16 protein-coding genes are annotated in these 15,513 nt (G+C 72.8%); 5 read left to right on the top strand and 11 right to left on the bottom strand.

Features of this window, described 5'->3' with window-relative positions; genetic code table 11:
- Positions 1–118: 118 nt before the first annotated feature.
- The 4 genes from OG904_RS26265 to OG904_RS26250 all read left to right on the top strand — a co-directional run bounded on the left by OG904_RS26265 (position 119) and on the right by OG904_RS26250 (position 3,247).
- Entirely contained in the window at positions 119–1,762 is a 1,644-nt protein-coding gene (locus OG904_RS26265) for an FAD-dependent oxidoreductase (RefSeq protein WP_405498280.1), read from the top strand.
- Between the two features lie 90 nt (positions 1,763–1,852).
- The gene (locus OG904_RS26260) at positions 1,853–2,350 is read left to right on the top strand and encodes a hypothetical protein (protein WP_405494994.1); all 498 of its coding nucleotides are present in this window, start codon (positions 1,853–1,855) and stop codon (positions 2,348–2,350) included.
- 91 nt (positions 2,351–2,441) lie between these two features.
- Complete coding sequence (locus tag OG904_RS26255; RefSeq protein WP_405494993.1) at positions 2,442–2,771, top strand: putative quinol monooxygenase; 330 nt, start codon at positions 2,442–2,444, stop codon at positions 2,769–2,771.
- A complete protein-coding gene (locus tag OG904_RS26250; RefSeq protein WP_405494991.1) occupies positions 2,768–3,247 on the top strand; it encodes a group II truncated hemoglobin in 480 nt (159 codons plus the stop codon). Before OG904_RS26255 ends, OG904_RS26250 begins: the two co-directional genes overlap by 4 nt.
- Positions 3,248–3,252: 5 nt before the next feature.
- Here OG904_RS26250 and OG904_RS26245 read toward each other — a convergent pair whose 3' ends face one another.
- The 7 genes from OG904_RS26245 to fmt all read right to left on the bottom strand — a co-directional run bounded on the left by OG904_RS26245 (position 3,253) and on the right by fmt (position 9,056).
- Entirely contained in the window at positions 3,253–3,726 is a 474-nt protein-coding gene (locus OG904_RS26245; RefSeq protein WP_405494989.1) for a barstar family protein, read from the bottom strand.
- A complete protein-coding gene (locus OG904_RS26240; protein WP_405498278.1) occupies positions 3,723–3,998 on the bottom strand; it encodes a ribonuclease domain-containing protein in 276 nt (91 codons plus the stop codon). The genes OG904_RS26245 and OG904_RS26240 overlap by 4 nt, the downstream gene beginning before the upstream one ends.
- A gap of 259 nt (positions 3,999–4,257) precedes the next feature.
- Positions 4,258–4,482, bottom strand: a complete 225-nt coding sequence (locus tag OG904_RS26235; RefSeq protein ID WP_112452447.1) for a hypothetical protein — start codon at positions 4,480–4,482, stop codon at positions 4,258–4,260.
- Positions 4,483–4,618: 136 nt separating this feature from the next.
- Positions 4,619–5,632: a sugar-binding domain-containing protein gene (locus OG904_RS26230; RefSeq protein ID WP_328303578.1), complete on the bottom strand. Its 1,014-nt coding sequence runs from the start codon at positions 5,630–5,632 to the stop codon at positions 4,619–4,621.
- A 124-nt stretch (positions 5,633–5,756) separates the two neighbouring features.
- The gene (rpe, locus tag OG904_RS26225; RefSeq protein WP_405494986.1) at positions 5,757–6,443 is read right to left on the bottom strand and encodes a ribulose-phosphate 3-epimerase; all 687 of its coding nucleotides are present in this window, start codon (positions 6,441–6,443) and stop codon (positions 5,757–5,759) included.
- A 108-nt stretch (positions 6,444–6,551) separates the two neighbouring features.
- On the bottom strand, positions 6,552–8,009 hold the full coding sequence (locus tag OG904_RS26220) for an RsmB/NOP family class I SAM-dependent RNA methyltransferase (RefSeq protein ID WP_405494984.1): 1,458 nt from the start codon (positions 8,007–8,009) through the stop codon (positions 6,552–6,554).
- A 99-nt stretch (positions 8,010–8,108) separates the two neighbouring features.
- Positions 8,109–9,056 (bottom strand): methionyl-tRNA formyltransferase, encoded by a 948-nt coding sequence (gene fmt / locus OG904_RS26215; protein ID WP_405494982.1) that lies wholly within the window; start codon positions 9,054–9,056, stop codon positions 8,109–8,111.
- A gap of 261 nt (positions 9,057–9,317) precedes the next feature.
- Here fmt and OG904_RS26210 point away from each other — a divergent pair, with 261 nt between their 5' ends.
- Positions 9,318–9,833 carry a hypothetical protein gene (locus OG904_RS26210; protein ID WP_388503655.1) on the top strand — a complete coding sequence of 172 codons (516 nt, stop codon included), beginning with the start codon at positions 9,318–9,320 and terminating at the stop codon, positions 9,831–9,833.
- 219 nt (positions 9,834–10,052) lie between these two features.
- Here the strand turns inward: OG904_RS26210 and OG904_RS26205 are convergent, their stop codons facing one another.
- The 4 genes from OG904_RS26205 to rpoZ all read right to left on the bottom strand — a co-directional run bounded on the left by OG904_RS26205 (position 10,053) and on the right by rpoZ (position 15,511).
- Positions 10,053–12,185: a primosomal protein N' gene (locus OG904_RS26205; protein ID WP_405494980.1), complete on the bottom strand. Its 2,133-nt coding sequence runs from the start codon at positions 12,183–12,185 to the stop codon at positions 10,053–10,055.
- A gap of 308 nt (positions 12,186–12,493) precedes the next feature.
- On the bottom strand, positions 12,494–13,702 hold the full coding sequence (gene metK / locus OG904_RS26200) for a methionine adenosyltransferase (protein ID WP_405494978.1): 1,209 nt from the start codon (positions 13,700–13,702) through the stop codon (positions 12,494–12,496).
- Between the two features lie 195 nt (positions 13,703–13,897).
- Positions 13,898–15,112, bottom strand: a complete 1,215-nt coding sequence (coaBC, locus tag OG904_RS26195; protein WP_405494976.1) for a bifunctional phosphopantothenoylcysteine decarboxylase/phosphopantothenate--cysteine ligase CoaBC — start codon at positions 15,110–15,112, stop codon at positions 13,898–13,900.
- A gap of 126 nt (positions 15,113–15,238) precedes the next feature.
- Positions 15,239–15,511: a DNA-directed RNA polymerase subunit omega gene (gene rpoZ, locus OG904_RS26190; RefSeq protein ID WP_004948662.1), complete on the bottom strand. Its 273-nt coding sequence runs from the start codon at positions 15,509–15,511 to the stop codon at positions 15,239–15,241.
- Positions 15,512–15,513: the final 2 nt, after the last annotated feature.

The raw sequence follows: 15,513 nt of genomic DNA, 5'->3' as shown, positions 1-15,513 counted from the left end.
CGCCGGCGCGCCCACGAGCACCGCCGCCTCGACGGGCACCGCCACGCCGACTGGCGCCACCGCGTCGACGGGCGCCACCGCGGCCGCCGAGCGCGCGGAGAACCGCAAGCCCGTCATCCTGGCCGTGGACGACGACCCCCAGGTGCTGCGCGCCGTCCGCCGCGACCTGCGCAGCGCGTACGGCGACCGCTACCGGGTGCTCGGCGCCTCCTCCGCCGCCGACGCCCTCAAGATCCTGGACTCCCTCGACGAACGCGGCCACGACCCGGCGCTCTTCCTCGTCGACCAGCGGATGCCCGACGTCACGGGAGTGGAGTTCCTCCTCGAGGCCGTCTCCCGGTTCCCGGACGCCCGGCGCGTCCTGCTGACGGCGTACGCCGAGACCGACGCGGCGATCACCGCCATCAACCGGGTGCGCCTGGACTACTACCTGCTCAAGCCGTGGGACCCGCCGCACGAGCGGCTCTTCCCCGTCCTGGACGACCTGCTGTCGGACTGGCTCGCCACCTACCGGCCGGCGTACGACGGGATCATCGTCGCGGGTCACCTGGTCTCCCCCGGCACCCACGCCGTCCGGGACTTCTTCACCCGCAACGGCCAGCCGTTCCGCTTCCTCAACGTCGAGCGGGACCCCGAGGCGCTGACCGTGATCGCCGCCGCCCAGGCCGGCGCCGCGCTCCCCCTGGTCCGTTTCCCGGACGGCTCGGTGCTCTCGGCCCCGACCGACATCCAGCTCGCCCAGCGGCTGGGGCTGGCCACCACCGCCTCGCGCCCGCACTACGAGTGCGTCATCGTCGGCGCGGGCCCGGCGGGCCTCGCGGCCGGCGTCTACTCCGCTTCGGAGGGCCTGTCCACGCTCATGCTGGACTCCCGCGCCCCGGGCGGCCAGGCCGGCACCTCCAGCCTGATCGAGAACTACCTCGGCTTCCCCTCGGGCCTCTCCGGCGGCGACCTGACCCGCCGCGCCACCATCCAGGCCGCCCGCTTCGGTGCCGAGATCCTGCACCCGGTGGAGGTGACCTCCCTGACCCGCGACGACCCGGCGAAGATCCTGACCCTGGCCGACGGTACGGAGATCAGCGCCGAGACCGTGCTCCTGGCGACCGGGGTCTCGTACAACCGCCTGGAGGCCCCCGGCGCGGACCGCTTCGAGGGCGCCGGGCTCTACTACGGCGCGGCGACCACGGAGAGCTCGGCCTGCATCTCGCAGCACGTGTTCATCGTGGGCGGGGCCAACTCGGCCGGCCAGGCCGCGGTGCACTTCGCCAAGTACGCGGCCCGGGTCACGATCCTGGTCCGCGCGGCCTCGCTGGACGACAGCATGTCCCGCTACCTGATCGACGAGATCGAGCGCACCCCCAACGTCGAGGTGCGGGTCCGCACGACGGTCGTCCGCCTGCACGGGGAGGACCACCTCGAACGCCTGACCCTGCACAACGCCGACACCGGCGAGGACAAGGAGGTCCCGGCCAGGTTCATGTTCACCTTCATCGGCGCCCGCCCGCACACGGACTGGCTGGCCGGGGTGGTCGACCGGGACGAGTACGGCTTCGTCCTCACCGGCTCGGACCTGATCTCCAACGGCGGCGAACTCCCGGCGGAGTGGAGCCTGGAGCGCGCCCCGTACCCGCTGGAGACCAGCGTCCCCGGGGTCTTCGCGGCGGGGGACGTACGGGCCCACTCGGTCAAACGGGTCGCCTCGGGCGTGGGCGAGGGAGCCATGGCGGTCTCCCTGATCCACCGCTACCGCTCGATGGGCTGAGCCTTGGCGGGCTGAGCTCCGGTGGGCTGAGAGCGAACACGGCCCCCGGCCACTTGCGATCAAGCCGGGACCGGACGCACCGTTGATTACATGATTACAACCGAGCAGAACGAACAGCTCCGCTCCTGGTTCGCCGAGCGCCTGCCGGTGGACATCTACGAGTCGCTCCTCTCGGTCACGGTGGACCGGGAGGAGATCACGGTCGTCGGCGCGGTCCCGGCGGCCGAGTCGGTCGCGGCCTTCCGCGAGCGCACCCGCGAGCAGCGGATGGAGGTCGCCCGGGAGGCGGAGGAGCTCTACCGCCGCAAGGTCTCCTGGGCAGCCCGCTCGGGCGAGGAGACGACCCTCTTCACCCACCTCGCGGTCCCCGTGATGACCCGCCTGCGCCAGCCCGAGCGGCAGGTCCTGGACACCCTGGTCGCGGGCGGCGTCGCCCGCAGCCGGGCCGACGCCCTGGCCTGGTGCGTCCGCCTGGTCGGACGCAACACCGACACCTGGCTCACGGATCTGCGCGAGTCCCTGGACCGGGTCCAGCAGGTCCGGGCGGAGGGCCCGGACCTCACCGACTCCCAGAAGTCTGAGTCATAACGGGGAAAGATCCCCCAGCGCCCGCAAGATCGCGCAAGCCTGGCACGGACCAGCGGCGATCAACGCCCGACCCCAGGGAGAGGCCCGCACCATGACCACCACCGTCGAATACATCCGCTACCGGATCGCATTGGACGACCAGCCCGCCTTCGAGGACGCCTATGTCAGGGCCGCCGAGGCCCTGGCCGCCTCGCCGGAGTGCGTCGACTACGAACTGGCGCGCTGCGAGGAGGAGTCCGAGCGCTACATCCTCCGCATCCGCTGGACCTCGATCGACGCCCACCTGAACGGATTCCGCAAGGGCGAGCACTTCCCGGCGTTCTTCAGCGCGATCCGCCCGTACGTCACGGCCATCGAGGAAATGCAGCACTACCTCGTCACCAAGGTGGCCGGCCCCGGAAAGGCTTCCACCGCGTCATGAGCAGCACACCCGGTACCACGCCGACCATCTACGAGTGGCTGGGCGGGGCGGAGGCGATGAGCCGCCTCACGGACGCCTTCTACGCCCACGCCCTGCGGGACGAGATCCTGGCCCCGGTCTTCGCCGGCATGGACTCGGAGCACCCCCAGCACGTCGCGGTCTGGCTGTCGGAGGTCTTCGGCGGCCCGAAGGAGTACACCGCGGCCCACGGCGGCCACCAGCACATGGCCACCAAGCACCTGGGCCGCGCCATCACGGAAGGACAGCGCCGCCGCTGGGTGGACCTGCTGATGGACACGGCCGACGAGGTGGGCCTGCCCACCGACCCGGAGTTCCGCGCCGTCTTCGCGTACTACATCGAGTGGGGCACCCGCATGGCCCTGATCTACTCGGGCCCCAACCCGCCCCCGGTCGACGCGGCGGAGATCCCCGTCTGGTCCTGGGGCCATACCCCGCCCTGGATCCCGAAGGGCTGACCGGCTCAGCCCGGCCGGCGTTTGAGGCCCGGGGTCCGGTGCGCGGCTCCGGGCCCCGGCTTCGGCTTCGGCCCGGGCTTCGGCCCGGGCCCGGGCTTCGGCGCGCCCTCGGGCTCCGGATCGGCCAGCAGCACCGTCAGCGGCGTCCCGTCGTCGCCCTCGCGCCAGAAGTCCACGGCCTCCTCCAGCACCTCCCGCAGGATCTCCCAGTCGCCCGGCCGCGCAGCGGCATAACCACGCCACGAGGTCACGGCCACCAGCCGCCCCACCGCGTCCGGCAGCCACGACAGGTCCCGCAGCGCATCGGCCAGCGCGTCCCAGTTCTCCCCGAAGTGCTCCGGCAGCCGCAGCGCGTCCCGGCAGCGCCGCATCAGCTCCGCCTTGCTCCGTACGCCGTCCAGATCGAGCCGTACGGTCGTCCAGCCCGCGGCTTCGGCGGCGGCGACGGCAGGGGCCAGGGGCTGCGGGTCCAGGGTCATCGGAGAACCGCCTTGAAGGTCTTGTAGTGGTCGTCCGTGTAGAAGAACTCCCCGCCCCCACCGGTCACGATCCGCCGGGCCCCGCGGTCCCGCTCACCGGGCGTCTTCACGGTGAACTCGTGGTAGTAACCACGCTTCTGCTGGGGCAGGACCTTCTCGAAATTGCCGAAGACGGTCCCGTCCTGCCGGTACTGGTACGGCCCGCCCTTGTCGATCAGCGCGAGCACTTCCCGGGCCTGCTGCGGCAACGCCACAGCCCGTACGGTCGCCATCCCCTTGGCCCATCCGGGCGTCGGCACGGCGGAACTCGCCGCCCCGCTCGGGGCAACGTCAATGCCGGAGCCGGCGCTCGCGCTCCTGCTGGTGGTCGCGGCAGGCGCGGGATTCTTCCCGCTGCAGCCCGCCGCACCGACCAGCGCCGCGCAGAGGAACACGGCCCCCAGCAAACGCAGCAACGATCGGGGCACGTTCCGAAAGATCATGCACCGATCGTGCCAAATATCCGATTCTCCCGCGAATCGCGAGTTGGCTTCAGAGAGCAGCCATCTTGGTGTACGGACTCAGGATTCGTTTCCGGACCTCCGGCCCGAATTCGACGAGGACAGCGATCCCCTCCTCTACTGCGACGACACGGCCGAGACCGTGCTCGTCGTGAGTAACCCGGTCGCCGACGCTGAAGTGCCTGAGCGGCGCTTCCACGGGGGCCTTGAACGGGCTGGACGGCAAATGGCGGCGAGGTACTGCTGACTTTGTCATTGCACCCAGTATGCGCCCAGCGGGCCCTCGAACGGTCCGCCGTTCGGATCTCAATTACGGCACCATCCGCATCAGCGAACATCCCGCGCCCGTGTTTGACCGCCGTTCGTCCGGCCAATCGGACCAATCCGAACAATCACTCGTCGGGGTCGGCCCGCTCCAGTGCCGGCCGCAGTCCGGGCTGCGATTCGGTCAGCAGATAGTCCGCGACGGCCGTGTCCGTGACCAGGCTCGTCACGAGTCCCGAACGCAGTACCGCGCCGATCGCGGAGGCCTTGCGCAGCCCGCCCGCGATGGCCACGACCTCGGGGATCCGGCGCAGCCGGTCCGCCTCCACGGTGATGCAGCGCTCGCCGAGGTCCCGCCCGACCCGGCGGCCCTCCGCGTCGAAGAGGTGGGCCGACATCTCGGCGGCGACGCCCAGCGAGGCGTAGTGCGCCCGCTCCTCGTCGCTCAGCATGTCGTGGACGGTGGAGATGCCCGGCTCCCAGGACCCGATGGAGACGGCGGCGACCGTCACCTTGTCGAAGTACTCGAAGGCCCGCGCGATCCCCGTCTGGCCGCGCAGCGCGGCCGCCGTGGCCGGATCGGGCAGCAGCATCGGGGCGTAGATGGGGTGGGCGTCGCCGCCCGACACCTGCGCGGCCCTGCGCACGGCCTCCACGGATCCGCGCTCGGCCGTCCCGGCGTCGTAGACGCCCGTCAGCTGGACCACGGTGCAGGGGGGCAGCCGGTGCAGGGAGGCAGCCATGTGGATGGTCGAGCGCCCCCACGCGAGGCCCAGTACGTCGCCCTCGTTGACGAGCTCGCCCAGCAGGTCGGCGGCCACGGCGCCCAGGTTCTCCGGGTCCGGCGCGTCCTCGGTGGCGTCCGCCGGGGACTCCACCACCACCGCGTGCCGCAGCCCGTACCGGGCGCGCAGCGCGTCGGAGCGTTCCGCGTCCAGCTCGGCCGGAACCCGGATCTCGATGCGTACGAGGTCGCGCTCCAGAGCGGTCTCCAGGACCCGGGCCACCTTGAAGCGGCTCACGCCGAACTCCTCGGCGATCTGGATCTTGGACTTCCCCTCCAGATAGAAGCGGCGCGCCATGGCCGCCGCCTGCACCAGCTCCGCGGGTCCCATCCGCAGGGCTGACCGTCCCGCCGACATTGCAGACACCGCGTTCTCCTCACTGCTGTTCACACTCTCGACTCGCCGTTCATCCTGTCAGATCCGACGGCCGTTGATCAGCCTGGACAGCTCCCGTTCACCGAGCTGTTCACCAAGCCTTGCTTCAGTGGTCGCAAGCCCAGGGCGCGGCGGAGATCGCCGCACTCGCCTGCTCACGGAGCGTGCGTACGGCGGCCGCCGGATCGACCGCTCCGTAGACCGCGCTGCCCGCGACGAACACGTCCGCGCCGGCCTCGGCGCACCGCTCGATGGTCGTGGCGGAGACCCCTCCGTCGACCTGCAGCCACAGCTCCAGACCGTGCCTGGAGATCAGCTCACGGGTACGGCGGATCTTGGGCAGCATGATGTCGAGGAAGGGCTGGCCCCCGAAACCGGGCTCCACCGTCATGATCAGGAGCATGTCGAGCTCGGGAAGCATGTCCTCGTACTGCTCGATGGGCGTCGCCGGCTTCAGCGCCATGGACGCGCGCGCCCCCTTGGCCCTGATCTCGCGCGCGAGCCGTACGGGCGCGGCCGCCGCCTCGGCGTGGAAGGTCACGGAGCCCGCACCGGCCTCGATGTACTGCGGGGCCCAGCGGTCGGGGTCCTCGATCATGAGGTGCAGATCGAGCGGGATGTCCGTCGCCCGGCTCAGCGACTCGACGACCGGCACGCCGAGGGTGAGGTTCGGGACGAAGTGGTTGTCCATGACGTCGACGTGCAGCCAGTCGGCCCCCTGGACGGCCTTCGCCTCCTCGGCGAGCCGGGCGAAGTCGGCGGACAAGATGCTGGGATTGATCTGAACGGCCATGCCCCAAGCGTGCCATGCCGCCAACGCGTTCCGGCCACTACCCCGGAACTGGGGACGGGGCGGGGCCGGGGCGGCCTCGTGGCGCCGTCCCGGCCCCGGCCGCCGCCGCTACCCGGTGCGCCGGATCAGCGCCAGGTACATCGCGTCGGTCCCGTGCAGGTGCGGCCACAGCTGGACGTCCGGGCCGTCCCCCAGCGCCGGCACCCCCTGCATGTACGGCCGTGCGTCGACCAGTTCCGCCTCGATGGGGGAAGCGCCCGCGCCGCGCCCCTTCAGTACGTCCTCCACGACCACCCGGGTCTCCGCCAGGTGCGGGGAGCACGTCGCGTAGCCCACGACGCCGCCCACCCGGACCGCCGACAAGGCCTCGCGCAGCAGGCCGCGCTGGAGCGGCGCGAAGCCGTCCAGGTCCTCCGGCCGGCGTCGCCAGCGCGCCTCCGGACGGCGGCGCAGCGCGCCCAGGCCCGAGCAGGGCACGTCCATCAGGACCCGGTCGAACGACCCCGGCAGCCACGGCGGACGGGTCCCGTCCGCCGTGATGACCTGGTACGGGCCGGGGTTGCCGGCCAGCGCCTTGGCCACCAGCCGGGCCCGGTGCGGCTGCTTCTCGGAGGCCAGCAGGAACGCCCCGCGCTGGGCGGCGAGCGCCGCGAGCAGCGCCGCCTTGCCGCCCGGACCCGCGCAGCCGTCCAGCCAGCGCTCGTCCCGGCCCTCGACCGGGACGGCCGCCAGGGCCATCGCCACCAGCTGGCTGCCCTCGTCCTGGACACCGGCGCGACCCTCGCGCACCGCCTCCAGCGCGCCCGGTTCGCCGCCCTCGGCCATCCGGACCGCGTACGGGGACCAGCGGCCCGGCAGCGCCGAGTCCTCGCCGACCGCCTCCAGCAGCTCCTCGGCCGTGGACCGCCCGGGCCGCGCGACCAGGGTGACCTCGGGCCGCTCGTTGTCGGCCTCCAGCAGGTCCTCGATCCCGGCCCGCCCGCCGCCCAGCGAGTCCCACAGGGCGCTGACGACCCACCGCGGGTGCGAGTGGAAGACGGCGAGGTGCTCCTCGGCGTCGTCCTCGTACGGCGGCGCCACCTTCTCCAGCCAGCCGTCCAGATCGTGCGCGGAGATCTTCCGCAGCACCGCGTTGACGAACTTCGCCCGCCCGTCGCCGAGCACCACCCGGGCCAGCTCCACGCTCGCGGACACCGCCGCGTGCGTGGGGATCCGGGTCCCCAGCAGCTGGTGCGCGCCGAGCGAGAGCACGTCGAGCACCGGCGGGTCGACCTCGCGCAGCGGCCGGTCGATGCAGGCCTTGATGACCGCGTCGTACGTGCCCTGGCGGCGCAGCGTCCCGTACACCAGCTCGGTGGCCAGCGCCGCGTCACGTGCCTGGAAGGTCTCGTCCTTGCGGGCCTTCTTCAGCAGCGGCGGCAGCACGAGGTTCGCGTACGCGTCGCGCTCGTCCACCGCCCTCAGCACCTCGAAGGCCAGCATCCGGACGGGGTCCTTCTGGGGCCGCCGGTAGGGCTTGGGCGACTTGGCGGCCTTGGCCGGGCGGCGGGGGGACTGTTCGCTCACGTGAAAGGTGCTCCGGGGTTACGTAACGCTGGGGGATGGAACGAAAAGCTGGGGGGCGCCCGCGGCGCCGCCTGCGACGCCGCGACGGCTGCCGCGGAATCAGCCTACGTCGGCCCCGCCGCCGAGCCGCTCGCCGGGAGCGATCCGCACCCCGCGCGCCCAGTCGGCGGCCTTCATCGGCTTCTTGCCCTGCGGCTGCACCCAGAGCAGCTCCACGGCGTGCGAGCCCGTGCCGACGTGGACGTTGTTCTTGCCCACGGCCAGGTCGCCCGGGGCCAGGTCCGTCCGGTCCGGGGCCAGCCCGACCGAGACCAGCTTGAGCCGCTCCCCGCGGAAGACCGTCCACGCGCCGGGCGCCGGCGTGCAGCCGCGCACCAGCCGGTCGGCGCGCATCGCGGGGGCCGTCCAGTCGACCCGGGCGTCCTCGACGGTGATCTTCGGCGCGAGGGAGATCCCGTCCGCGGGCTGCTCCACGGCGCGCAGGGTGCCGTCCTCGATGCCGTCCATGGTCGCCACCAGCAGCCCCGACCCGGCGAAGGCCAGGCGGGTCAGCAGGTCGCCGCTGGTGTCCGTGGGCCGGATCTCCTCGGTGAGGATCCCGAAGACCGGGCCGGTGTCCAGCCCCTCCTCGATCCGGAACGTGGAGGCACCGGTGACCTGGTCCCCCGCCATGATCGACTGCTGGACGGGCGCGGCACCGCGCCAGGCGGGCAGCAGCGAGAAGTGCAGGTTGACCCAGCCGTGCGCGGGGATGTCCAGGGCGCTCTTGGGAATCAGCGCACCGTACGCGACCACCGGACAGCAGTCCGGGGCGATCTCGCGCAGCCGGGCCTGGAAGCCCGGGTCGCGCGGCCGGACGGGCTTGAGCACCTCGATGCCGGCTTCCTCCGCGCGCTGGGCGACGGGGCTGGCGACGAGGTGCCGGCCGCGGCCGGCCGGCGCGTCGGGCCGGGTGACGACGGCGGCGACCTCGTGGCGCCCGGAGGCGATCAGAGCGTCCAGGGCGGGCACGGCGACCTCGGGGGTGCCTGCGAAGACGAGCTTCACTGGGGTCTACCTCGCTATCTCGGCTGTCAGCAGCGCACCAGTCTATGGGCTGCCCGCCCACCGCCCCACCTGCGCTGCCGCACTCCCGCGAGGGGGCGTACGCACACACGCGCGCTCCTCGCATATGCCGACACGCCCCCCGAGCGTGACCTGCCCGCCCGCTGACGCGTTGGTCAAGAGAGATTGACCGAAACGGGCCGCGAAACAGAACGGTGTCTGCGGCCCGATCCGCTCTTCAGCACCGGTTCGAGAGGCTTCTTCATGGCCGACCACGCCACCCACGACGCCCAAGCACGGGCCAGCCTGCACCTGCTGGTGCGGGACATCGAGCGGGTTCGCCGGCAGGTGGACGCTCTGCGTACGCTCACCGCCCAGCTCGGCAACGTGTACCGCCCGCGCCGCTCGGGCCCGTCCACGGGCTTCGTCGTTTACGGTCGGGCCCCCGCTCCCACCGTCCGCCTCGCGCAGGAACTGCGGGACAGCGTCGAGACGCTGGTCACCGCCGCGGTGGACTTCGACCGCTCGCTCGGCTTCTCGTGGGACGCGGTCGGCTCGGCGCTCGGCGTCACCAAGCAGGCCGTGCACCGGCGCTACGGTGCCCGGCGGGCCCAGAGCGCCGAGTCCGCCGAGCGGGAGCCGCTGGCCGAGGGCACGACGACCCGGACCCTCGGCCCGCTGCCCACGGTCCCGGCGGCCCGCTCGGTGCCGCCGCAGCCGGTGCGCGAGGAGGCGGGCGCGTCCCGCCCCGGAGCCTTCCCCGGCCCCCGCAACGGCTGATCCACACCCGCCGGGACGCCGACCCCCGACGGCCCGCCCCCGGCGGAGCGACCCCCGGTCGCCCACCGGGGGCTTTCGCCGTATTCCAGCCCGTCCGGCGTTTCGGATCATCGGCCCGTCCGGCGTTTGAGGACCGGGTCCGGGCGGAGCCCGGGGAACGGTCGAAGGGCGGGTAGGGGACAGAGCCCCCGCAGGGCCCCCGCCAGGTACCGGCAGGGACTAGCCGATGTCCAGCGGATCGATCCGGATCCGCACCGCCTCCGACACCGGTCCCCCCCGGGTCAGCCGGGCCGCCTGGGCGGCCTTCAGCGCAGCCGCCAGCGCCGCACCACTGCCCGGCGGCACCCTGACCAGCGCCCGCTCCCCCGGCGAAGCCTCCCCCCGCCGCCCCGCCACCGGCACCGGCCCCAGGATCTCCGCGTCCGCAGGCAGCCCGGCCCCCGCCAGGAAGGCCTCGACCGCCTCCCCGCGCCCCGCGACCGCCGCCATCCGCGACACCGGCGGAAACCCCAGCTGCGCCCGCTCCGCGAGCTCCCGCACCGCGTGCCCGACGGGATCCCACCGCACCAGCGCCTGCACCGGCCGCAGCGTCGGCTCCGCGACCACCACGACCTGCCCCTCCCCCCGTACCAGCGAGGCCGCCGCGATCCAGCGCCGCAGCGCGTCCTCACCGGCCCTCAGGTCGGGCCGGGACAGCATCGCCCAGCCGTCCAGCAGCAGCGCCGCCGCGTACCCGGCGCCCGCCGCCACCGGCTCGGCGCCGGGCGTGGACACCACCAGCGCGGGCCGGTCCGGCACCTCGTCCAGGACGTGGTCGCGCCCGGAGGTCCGTACCGGCACCGCCGGAAACGCCCGCCCCAGCTCCTCGGCCGTCCGCCGCGCGCCGACCACCTGGGCCCGCAGCCGGAACGACCCGCACTCCTGGCAGTGCCAGGAGCTCTCCTGCCGCCCGCACCACCCGCAGTGCAGGTCCCGCTCGTCGGGGGCCTCCAGCGGCCCCGCACAGACCGTGCAGCGGGCCGGTGTGCGGCACCGCTCGCACGCCAGCCGGGGCACGTACCCGCGCCGGGGCACCTGGACCAGGACGGGCCCGGTCTTCAGCCCTTCCCGTACGGTCTCCCAGGCCAGGCTCGGCAGCCGCGCGGCCCGCGCCGCGCCGTCCCGGGCCAGCAGTTCGTCGCCGACGGTCCGGATCCGGGGCGCGTACGTCCGTACCGTCTCGCGGTCGGCCACCAGCGGCCGGGCCCAGCCGGACTCCACGAGCTGCGCGGCCTCCACGGTGCAGCTGGTGCTCCCGGCCAGGAAGGCGCAGCCGTCGGTGACCGCGCGCAGCTCCAGTACCTCCCGCACGTGCGGGAAGGGGGCGTGGTCGTCGCTGTGGCTGGAGTCCCCGTCGTCCCAGATCGCGACCAGCCCGAGGTCCCGTACGGGGGCGAACATCGCGGCCCGGGTGCCGACGACGGCCCGCACCGAGCCCCGGCTGACGGCCAGCCACTGGCGGTAGCGCTTCTCCGGCCCGGACTCGGCGGTCAGCAGAGCGTGCCGTCCTTCGCCGAGCAGCGCGGTCAGGGCCGCGTCGACGCGGCCGGCGGTGCGGCCGTCGGGGACCACGGCGAGGGCGCCGCGCCCGGAGGCGAGGGTGGCTGCCATCGCGCGGGCCAGCTCGTCCGCCCAGCCGGGGCCGGGCAGGGCGGTCCACACGGCGCGCGGGGTGCCGCCGGTGGCCAGGGCCCGCAGGAAGGCCGGCCCGGCGCCGTACCGCTCCCAGCCGGCGGGCTCGGGGGCGGCGGGCGGGGGCAGCGGCTCGGGGGACGGCTTGGCCTCGGCGCGGGCGCTGCGCGCGGGCAGCGCGAGCTGGAGCACGTCGGCGAGGCTGCCGGCGTACCGGTCGGCGACGGCGCGGGCGAGGGCGAGCATGCGGGGGCCGAGCACGACCTCGGGCGAGACGACCTGGGCGAGGGCCGCGAGCGCGCCGTTGTAGTCGGAGTCGGCGCGGCGCTCGATGACGAAGCCGTCGATGAGCCCGCCGCCCTCGCGGCGGCCGCCGTGGACGCGGTGGCCCCCGGCGCCGAAGCGGACCCGGACGCGGACGCCGGGCCGGGCGGTCTCGGAGAGTTCGGCGGGGACCGCGTAGTCGAAGAGCCGGTCGAGGTGGAGCACGCCCTTGTTGACCAGGACCCGGGCGACGGGGAGTTCCTCGGCGACGGCGGCTCCGCGCCAGGTGCGGGGTTTCGCCTTGGGCGCCTTGGCCTTCGCCTCGGCGACCATCTCCCGGATCAGGGCGAGCTGCTCCGGCGGGCTGGCGGGACTGTCGTCCCCGAACCGCTGCTCGGACTCGTTCGCGCTGCTCACACCCGCATTCTTACCAAACCCCACCGACAGCGCGGAGCAAGGCGGCGCTCCCGAGATCATCATCGGCGGCGGTGGGGTTCCTTCGACACGGGGACGACTCACCCGCTCCAGATGTATCCGTCGCCTTCGCACCGGGAGGCCTGCGCCAGCCTAGCCGCACCGTTCGCGCGGGGCACCGGCATTTCCGCGGGCGCCGGGCGCAGGAACGGCAGGGGCGCGAACGACGCGAGCGGCAGGCGCGCGAACGGCCCCGGACCGAGGGTCCGGGGCCGTTCGCGTCAGGCGGTGCTGCTCGCGGGCGGTGCTGCTTACAGGCCCGCGGCCGTGCGCAGCGCGTCCACGCGGTCGGTGCGCTCCCAGGTGAAGTCCGGGAGTTCGCGGCCGAAGTGGCCGTAGGCGGCGGTCTGGGCGTAGATGGGGCGCAGCAGGTCGAGGTCGCGGATGATCGCGGCCGGGCGCAGGTCGAAGACCTGGCCGATGGCGTTCTCGATCTTCTCGACGTCGACCTTGTGGGTGCCGAAGGTCTCGACGAACAGACCGACCGGCTCGGCCTTGCCGATCGCGTACGCGACCTGGACCTCGCAGCGCGAGGCCAGTCCGGCGGCGACGACGTTCTTGGCGACCCAGCGCATGGCGTAGGCGGCGGAGCGGTCGACCTTGGACGGGTCCTTGCCCGAGAAGGCGCCGCCGCCGTGGCGGGCCATGCCGCCGTAGGTGTCGATGATGATCTTGCGGCCGGTCAGGCCGGCGTCGCCCATCGGGCCGCCGATCTCGAAGCGGCCGGTCGGGTTGACCAGCAGGCGGTAGCCCTCGGTCTCCAGCTTGATGCCGTCCTCGACCAGCTGGTTCAGCACGTGCTCGACGACGAACTCGCGGATGTCGGGAGCCAGCAGCGAGTCCAGGTCGATGTCCGCCGCGTGCTGCGAGGACACGACGACCGTGTCGAGACGGACGGCCTTGTCGCCGTCGTACTCGATGGTGACCTGGGTCTTGCCGTCCGGGCGCAGGTACGGGATGGTCCCGTTCTTGCGGACCTCGGACAGCCGCTTGGACAGCCGGTGCGCGATGTGGATCGGCAGCGGCATCAGCTCGGGGGTCTCGTCGCAGGCGTACCCGAACATCAGGCCCTGGTCGCCGGCGCCCTGCTTGTCGAGCTCGTCCTCATCGCCCTCGACACGCTTCTCGTAGGCGGTGTCGACACCCTGCGCGATGTCCGGGGACTGCGCGCCGATGGACACCGACACGCCGCAGGAGGCGCCGTCGAAGCCCTTCTTGGAGGAGTCGTAGCCGATCTCGAGGATCTTGTCGCGGACGAGCTGCGCGATCGGCGCGTAGGCCTTCGTCGTCACCTCTCCGGCGATGTGGACGAGACCGGTGGTGATGAGGGTCTCCACGGCGACGCGGGAGGTCGGGTCCTCGGTGAGGAGCGCGTCGAGAATGGTGTCGCTGATCTGGTCAGCGATCTTGTCCGGGTGACCCTCGGTCACAGACTCCGAGGTGAAAAGGCGACGGGACACAACGCTCCCTGGGGTTGCAGCGGCTGCTGGCTGAATTATTGGCGGAACCACATCGGAGGCTGCGCCCGATCACGTTCCGGATGCAGTTTATCGGTCGCCACCGTCCGCTGGACCACCCGTCTCGCCCTATGGGAGCCGTGTGACCTGCGGCACTCCATTCTTACGCACGGATCGCCCTGCGGAAAGAGGCTCCGCTCAGGCGCGTCGCGCTTCCATCAGGAGAGCGACCCGGTCCCAAATCACCTCTGCGAGCGCCTCCTTCGGACCATAGGGGACCGCGGTCTCGCTCCCGTCGGAGCCCAGGACGACCGCCTCGTTCCCCTCGGAACCAAAGGTCTTGGTCTCACCGACCTCGTTCACGACGAGCAGGTCACACCCCTTGCGGAGGAGCTTGCTCCGCCCATTTGCGAGCACGTCGTCCGTCTCCGCGGCGAAGCCCACCACGACCTGGCCCTCCCGGGCGCGGTCGGCGGAAATCTCCGCAAGAACGTCCGGATTCCGTACGAGGACGACCGGCGCGGGCTCCTGGCCGTCCTTCTTCTTGATCTTCCCGGCCGCGTACTCGGCGGGCCGGAAGTCGGCCACGGCCGCGGCCATCACCACCACGTCGGCGTCCGCGGCCGCCTTGAGCACCGCTTCCCGCAGCTGCAGGGCCGTCCCGACCCGTACGAGGTCCACCCCGGCGGGGTCGGCGAGCGCGGCGTTGGCGGAGACCAGGGTGACCCGGGCCCCGCGCGCGACGGCGGTGCGGGCGAGGGCGTAGCCCTGCTTGCCGGAGGAGCGGTTGCCGAGGAAGCGGACCGGGTCCAGGGGTTCGCGCGTACCGCCCGCGCTGATCACCACGTGCCGGCCGGCCAGGTCGGGCCCGGTCACGCCGCGGGCCAGCACGCTCTTGCAGACCTCGAAGATCTCCTCGGGGTCCGGCAGCCGCCCCTTGCCGGTGTCCTTGCCGGTGAGCCGCCCGACGGCCGGCTCGATGACGACGGCTCCGCGCCGGCGCAGCGTGGCGACGTTCTCCTGGGTGGCCGGGTGTTCCCACATCTCGGTGTGCATCGCGGGTGCGAACACCACGGGACAGCGTGCGGTGAGGAGCGTATTGGTGAGCAGGTCGTCGGCGAGCCCGTGGGCGGCCTTGGCCAGCATGTCGGCGGTGGCCGGGGCGACGACCACGAGGTCGGCGGACTGGCCGATGCGCACGTGCGGCACCTCGTGGACGCTCTCCCAGACCTCGGTGGAGGCCGGGTTCCCGGAGAGGGCGGCCCAGGTGGCCTCGCCGACGAAGTTCAGCGAGGCCGCCGTCGGCACCACCCGTACGTCGTGCCCGGACTCGGTCAGCCGGCGCAGCAGCTCGCACGCCTTGTAAGCGGCGATCCCGCCGCTGACTCCGAGCACGACCTTCGGCTTACCCACCACACACGCCCCTTCGGCTGATTTCCGGGCCGGTTCCCTGACACCGGTGACACCTATGACCCCTATGACACACCACAGGCCCGGCAGATGTTCTGCCGGGCCTGTGGTGAAAGGAAAACTCGTGCCTTACTGAGCCGGGGCCTCGATGGCCTCGGAGGTCAGCAGACCCGCGTTGATCTCGCGCAGCGCGATCGAAAGCGGCTTCTCGTGGACGTGGGTGTCCACCAGCGGGCCGACGTACTCGAGCAGGCCCTCACCGAGCTGCGAGTAGTACGCGTTGATCTGACGGGCACGCTTGGCCGCGTAGATCACGAGGCTGTACTTCGAGTCCGTGGCCTCGAGCAGCTCGTCGATCGGCGGGTTGATGATGCCCTCGGGCGCAGTAATGGAAGAGGACACGC

This window comes from Streptomyces sp. NBC_00096 (assembly GCF_045041305.1).
Classification (GTDB): domain Bacteria; phylum Actinomycetota; class Actinomycetes; order Streptomycetales; family Streptomycetaceae; genus Streptomyces.
Note: the sequence above shows the minus strand (reverse complement) of the source record. Positions and strands in the feature narration are given on the sequence as shown.

Excerpts from the sequence above, each read along its gene's own strand:
- OG904_RS26235 (WP_112452447.1), bottom strand. The coding sequence starts at position 4,482 with ATGACAAAGTCAGCAGTACCTCGCCGCCATTTGCCGTCCAGCCCGTTC.
- OG904_RS26250 (WP_405494991.1), top strand. The coding sequence starts at position 2,768 with ATGAGCAGCACACCCGGTACCACGCCGACCATCTACGAGTGGCTGGGC.
- OG904_RS26230 (WP_328303578.1), bottom strand. The coding sequence starts at position 5,632 with ATGTCGGCGGGACGGTCAGCCCTGCGGATGGGACCCGCGGAGCTGGTG.
- rpe (WP_405494986.1), bottom strand. The coding sequence starts at position 6,443 with ATGGCCGTTCAGATCAATCCCAGCATCTTGTCCGCCGACTTCGCCCGG.
- OG904_RS26210 (WP_388503655.1), top strand. The coding sequence starts at position 9,318 with ATGGCCGACCACGCCACCCACGACGCCCAAGCACGGGCCAGCCTGCAC.
- OG904_RS26240 (WP_405498278.1), bottom strand. The coding sequence starts at position 3,998 with ATGGCGACCGTACGGGCTGTGGCGTTGCCGCAGCAGGCCCGGGAAGTG.
- OG904_RS26245 (WP_405494989.1), bottom strand. The coding sequence starts at position 3,726 with ATGACCCTGGACCCGCAGCCCCTGGCCCCTGCCGTCGCCGCCGCCGAA.
- OG904_RS26255 (WP_405494993.1), top strand. The coding sequence starts at position 2,442 with ATGACCACCACCGTCGAATACATCCGCTACCGGATCGCATTGGACGAC.
- OG904_RS26260 (WP_405494994.1), top strand. The coding sequence starts at position 1,853 with ATGATTACAACCGAGCAGAACGAACAGCTCCGCTCCTGGTTCGCCGAG.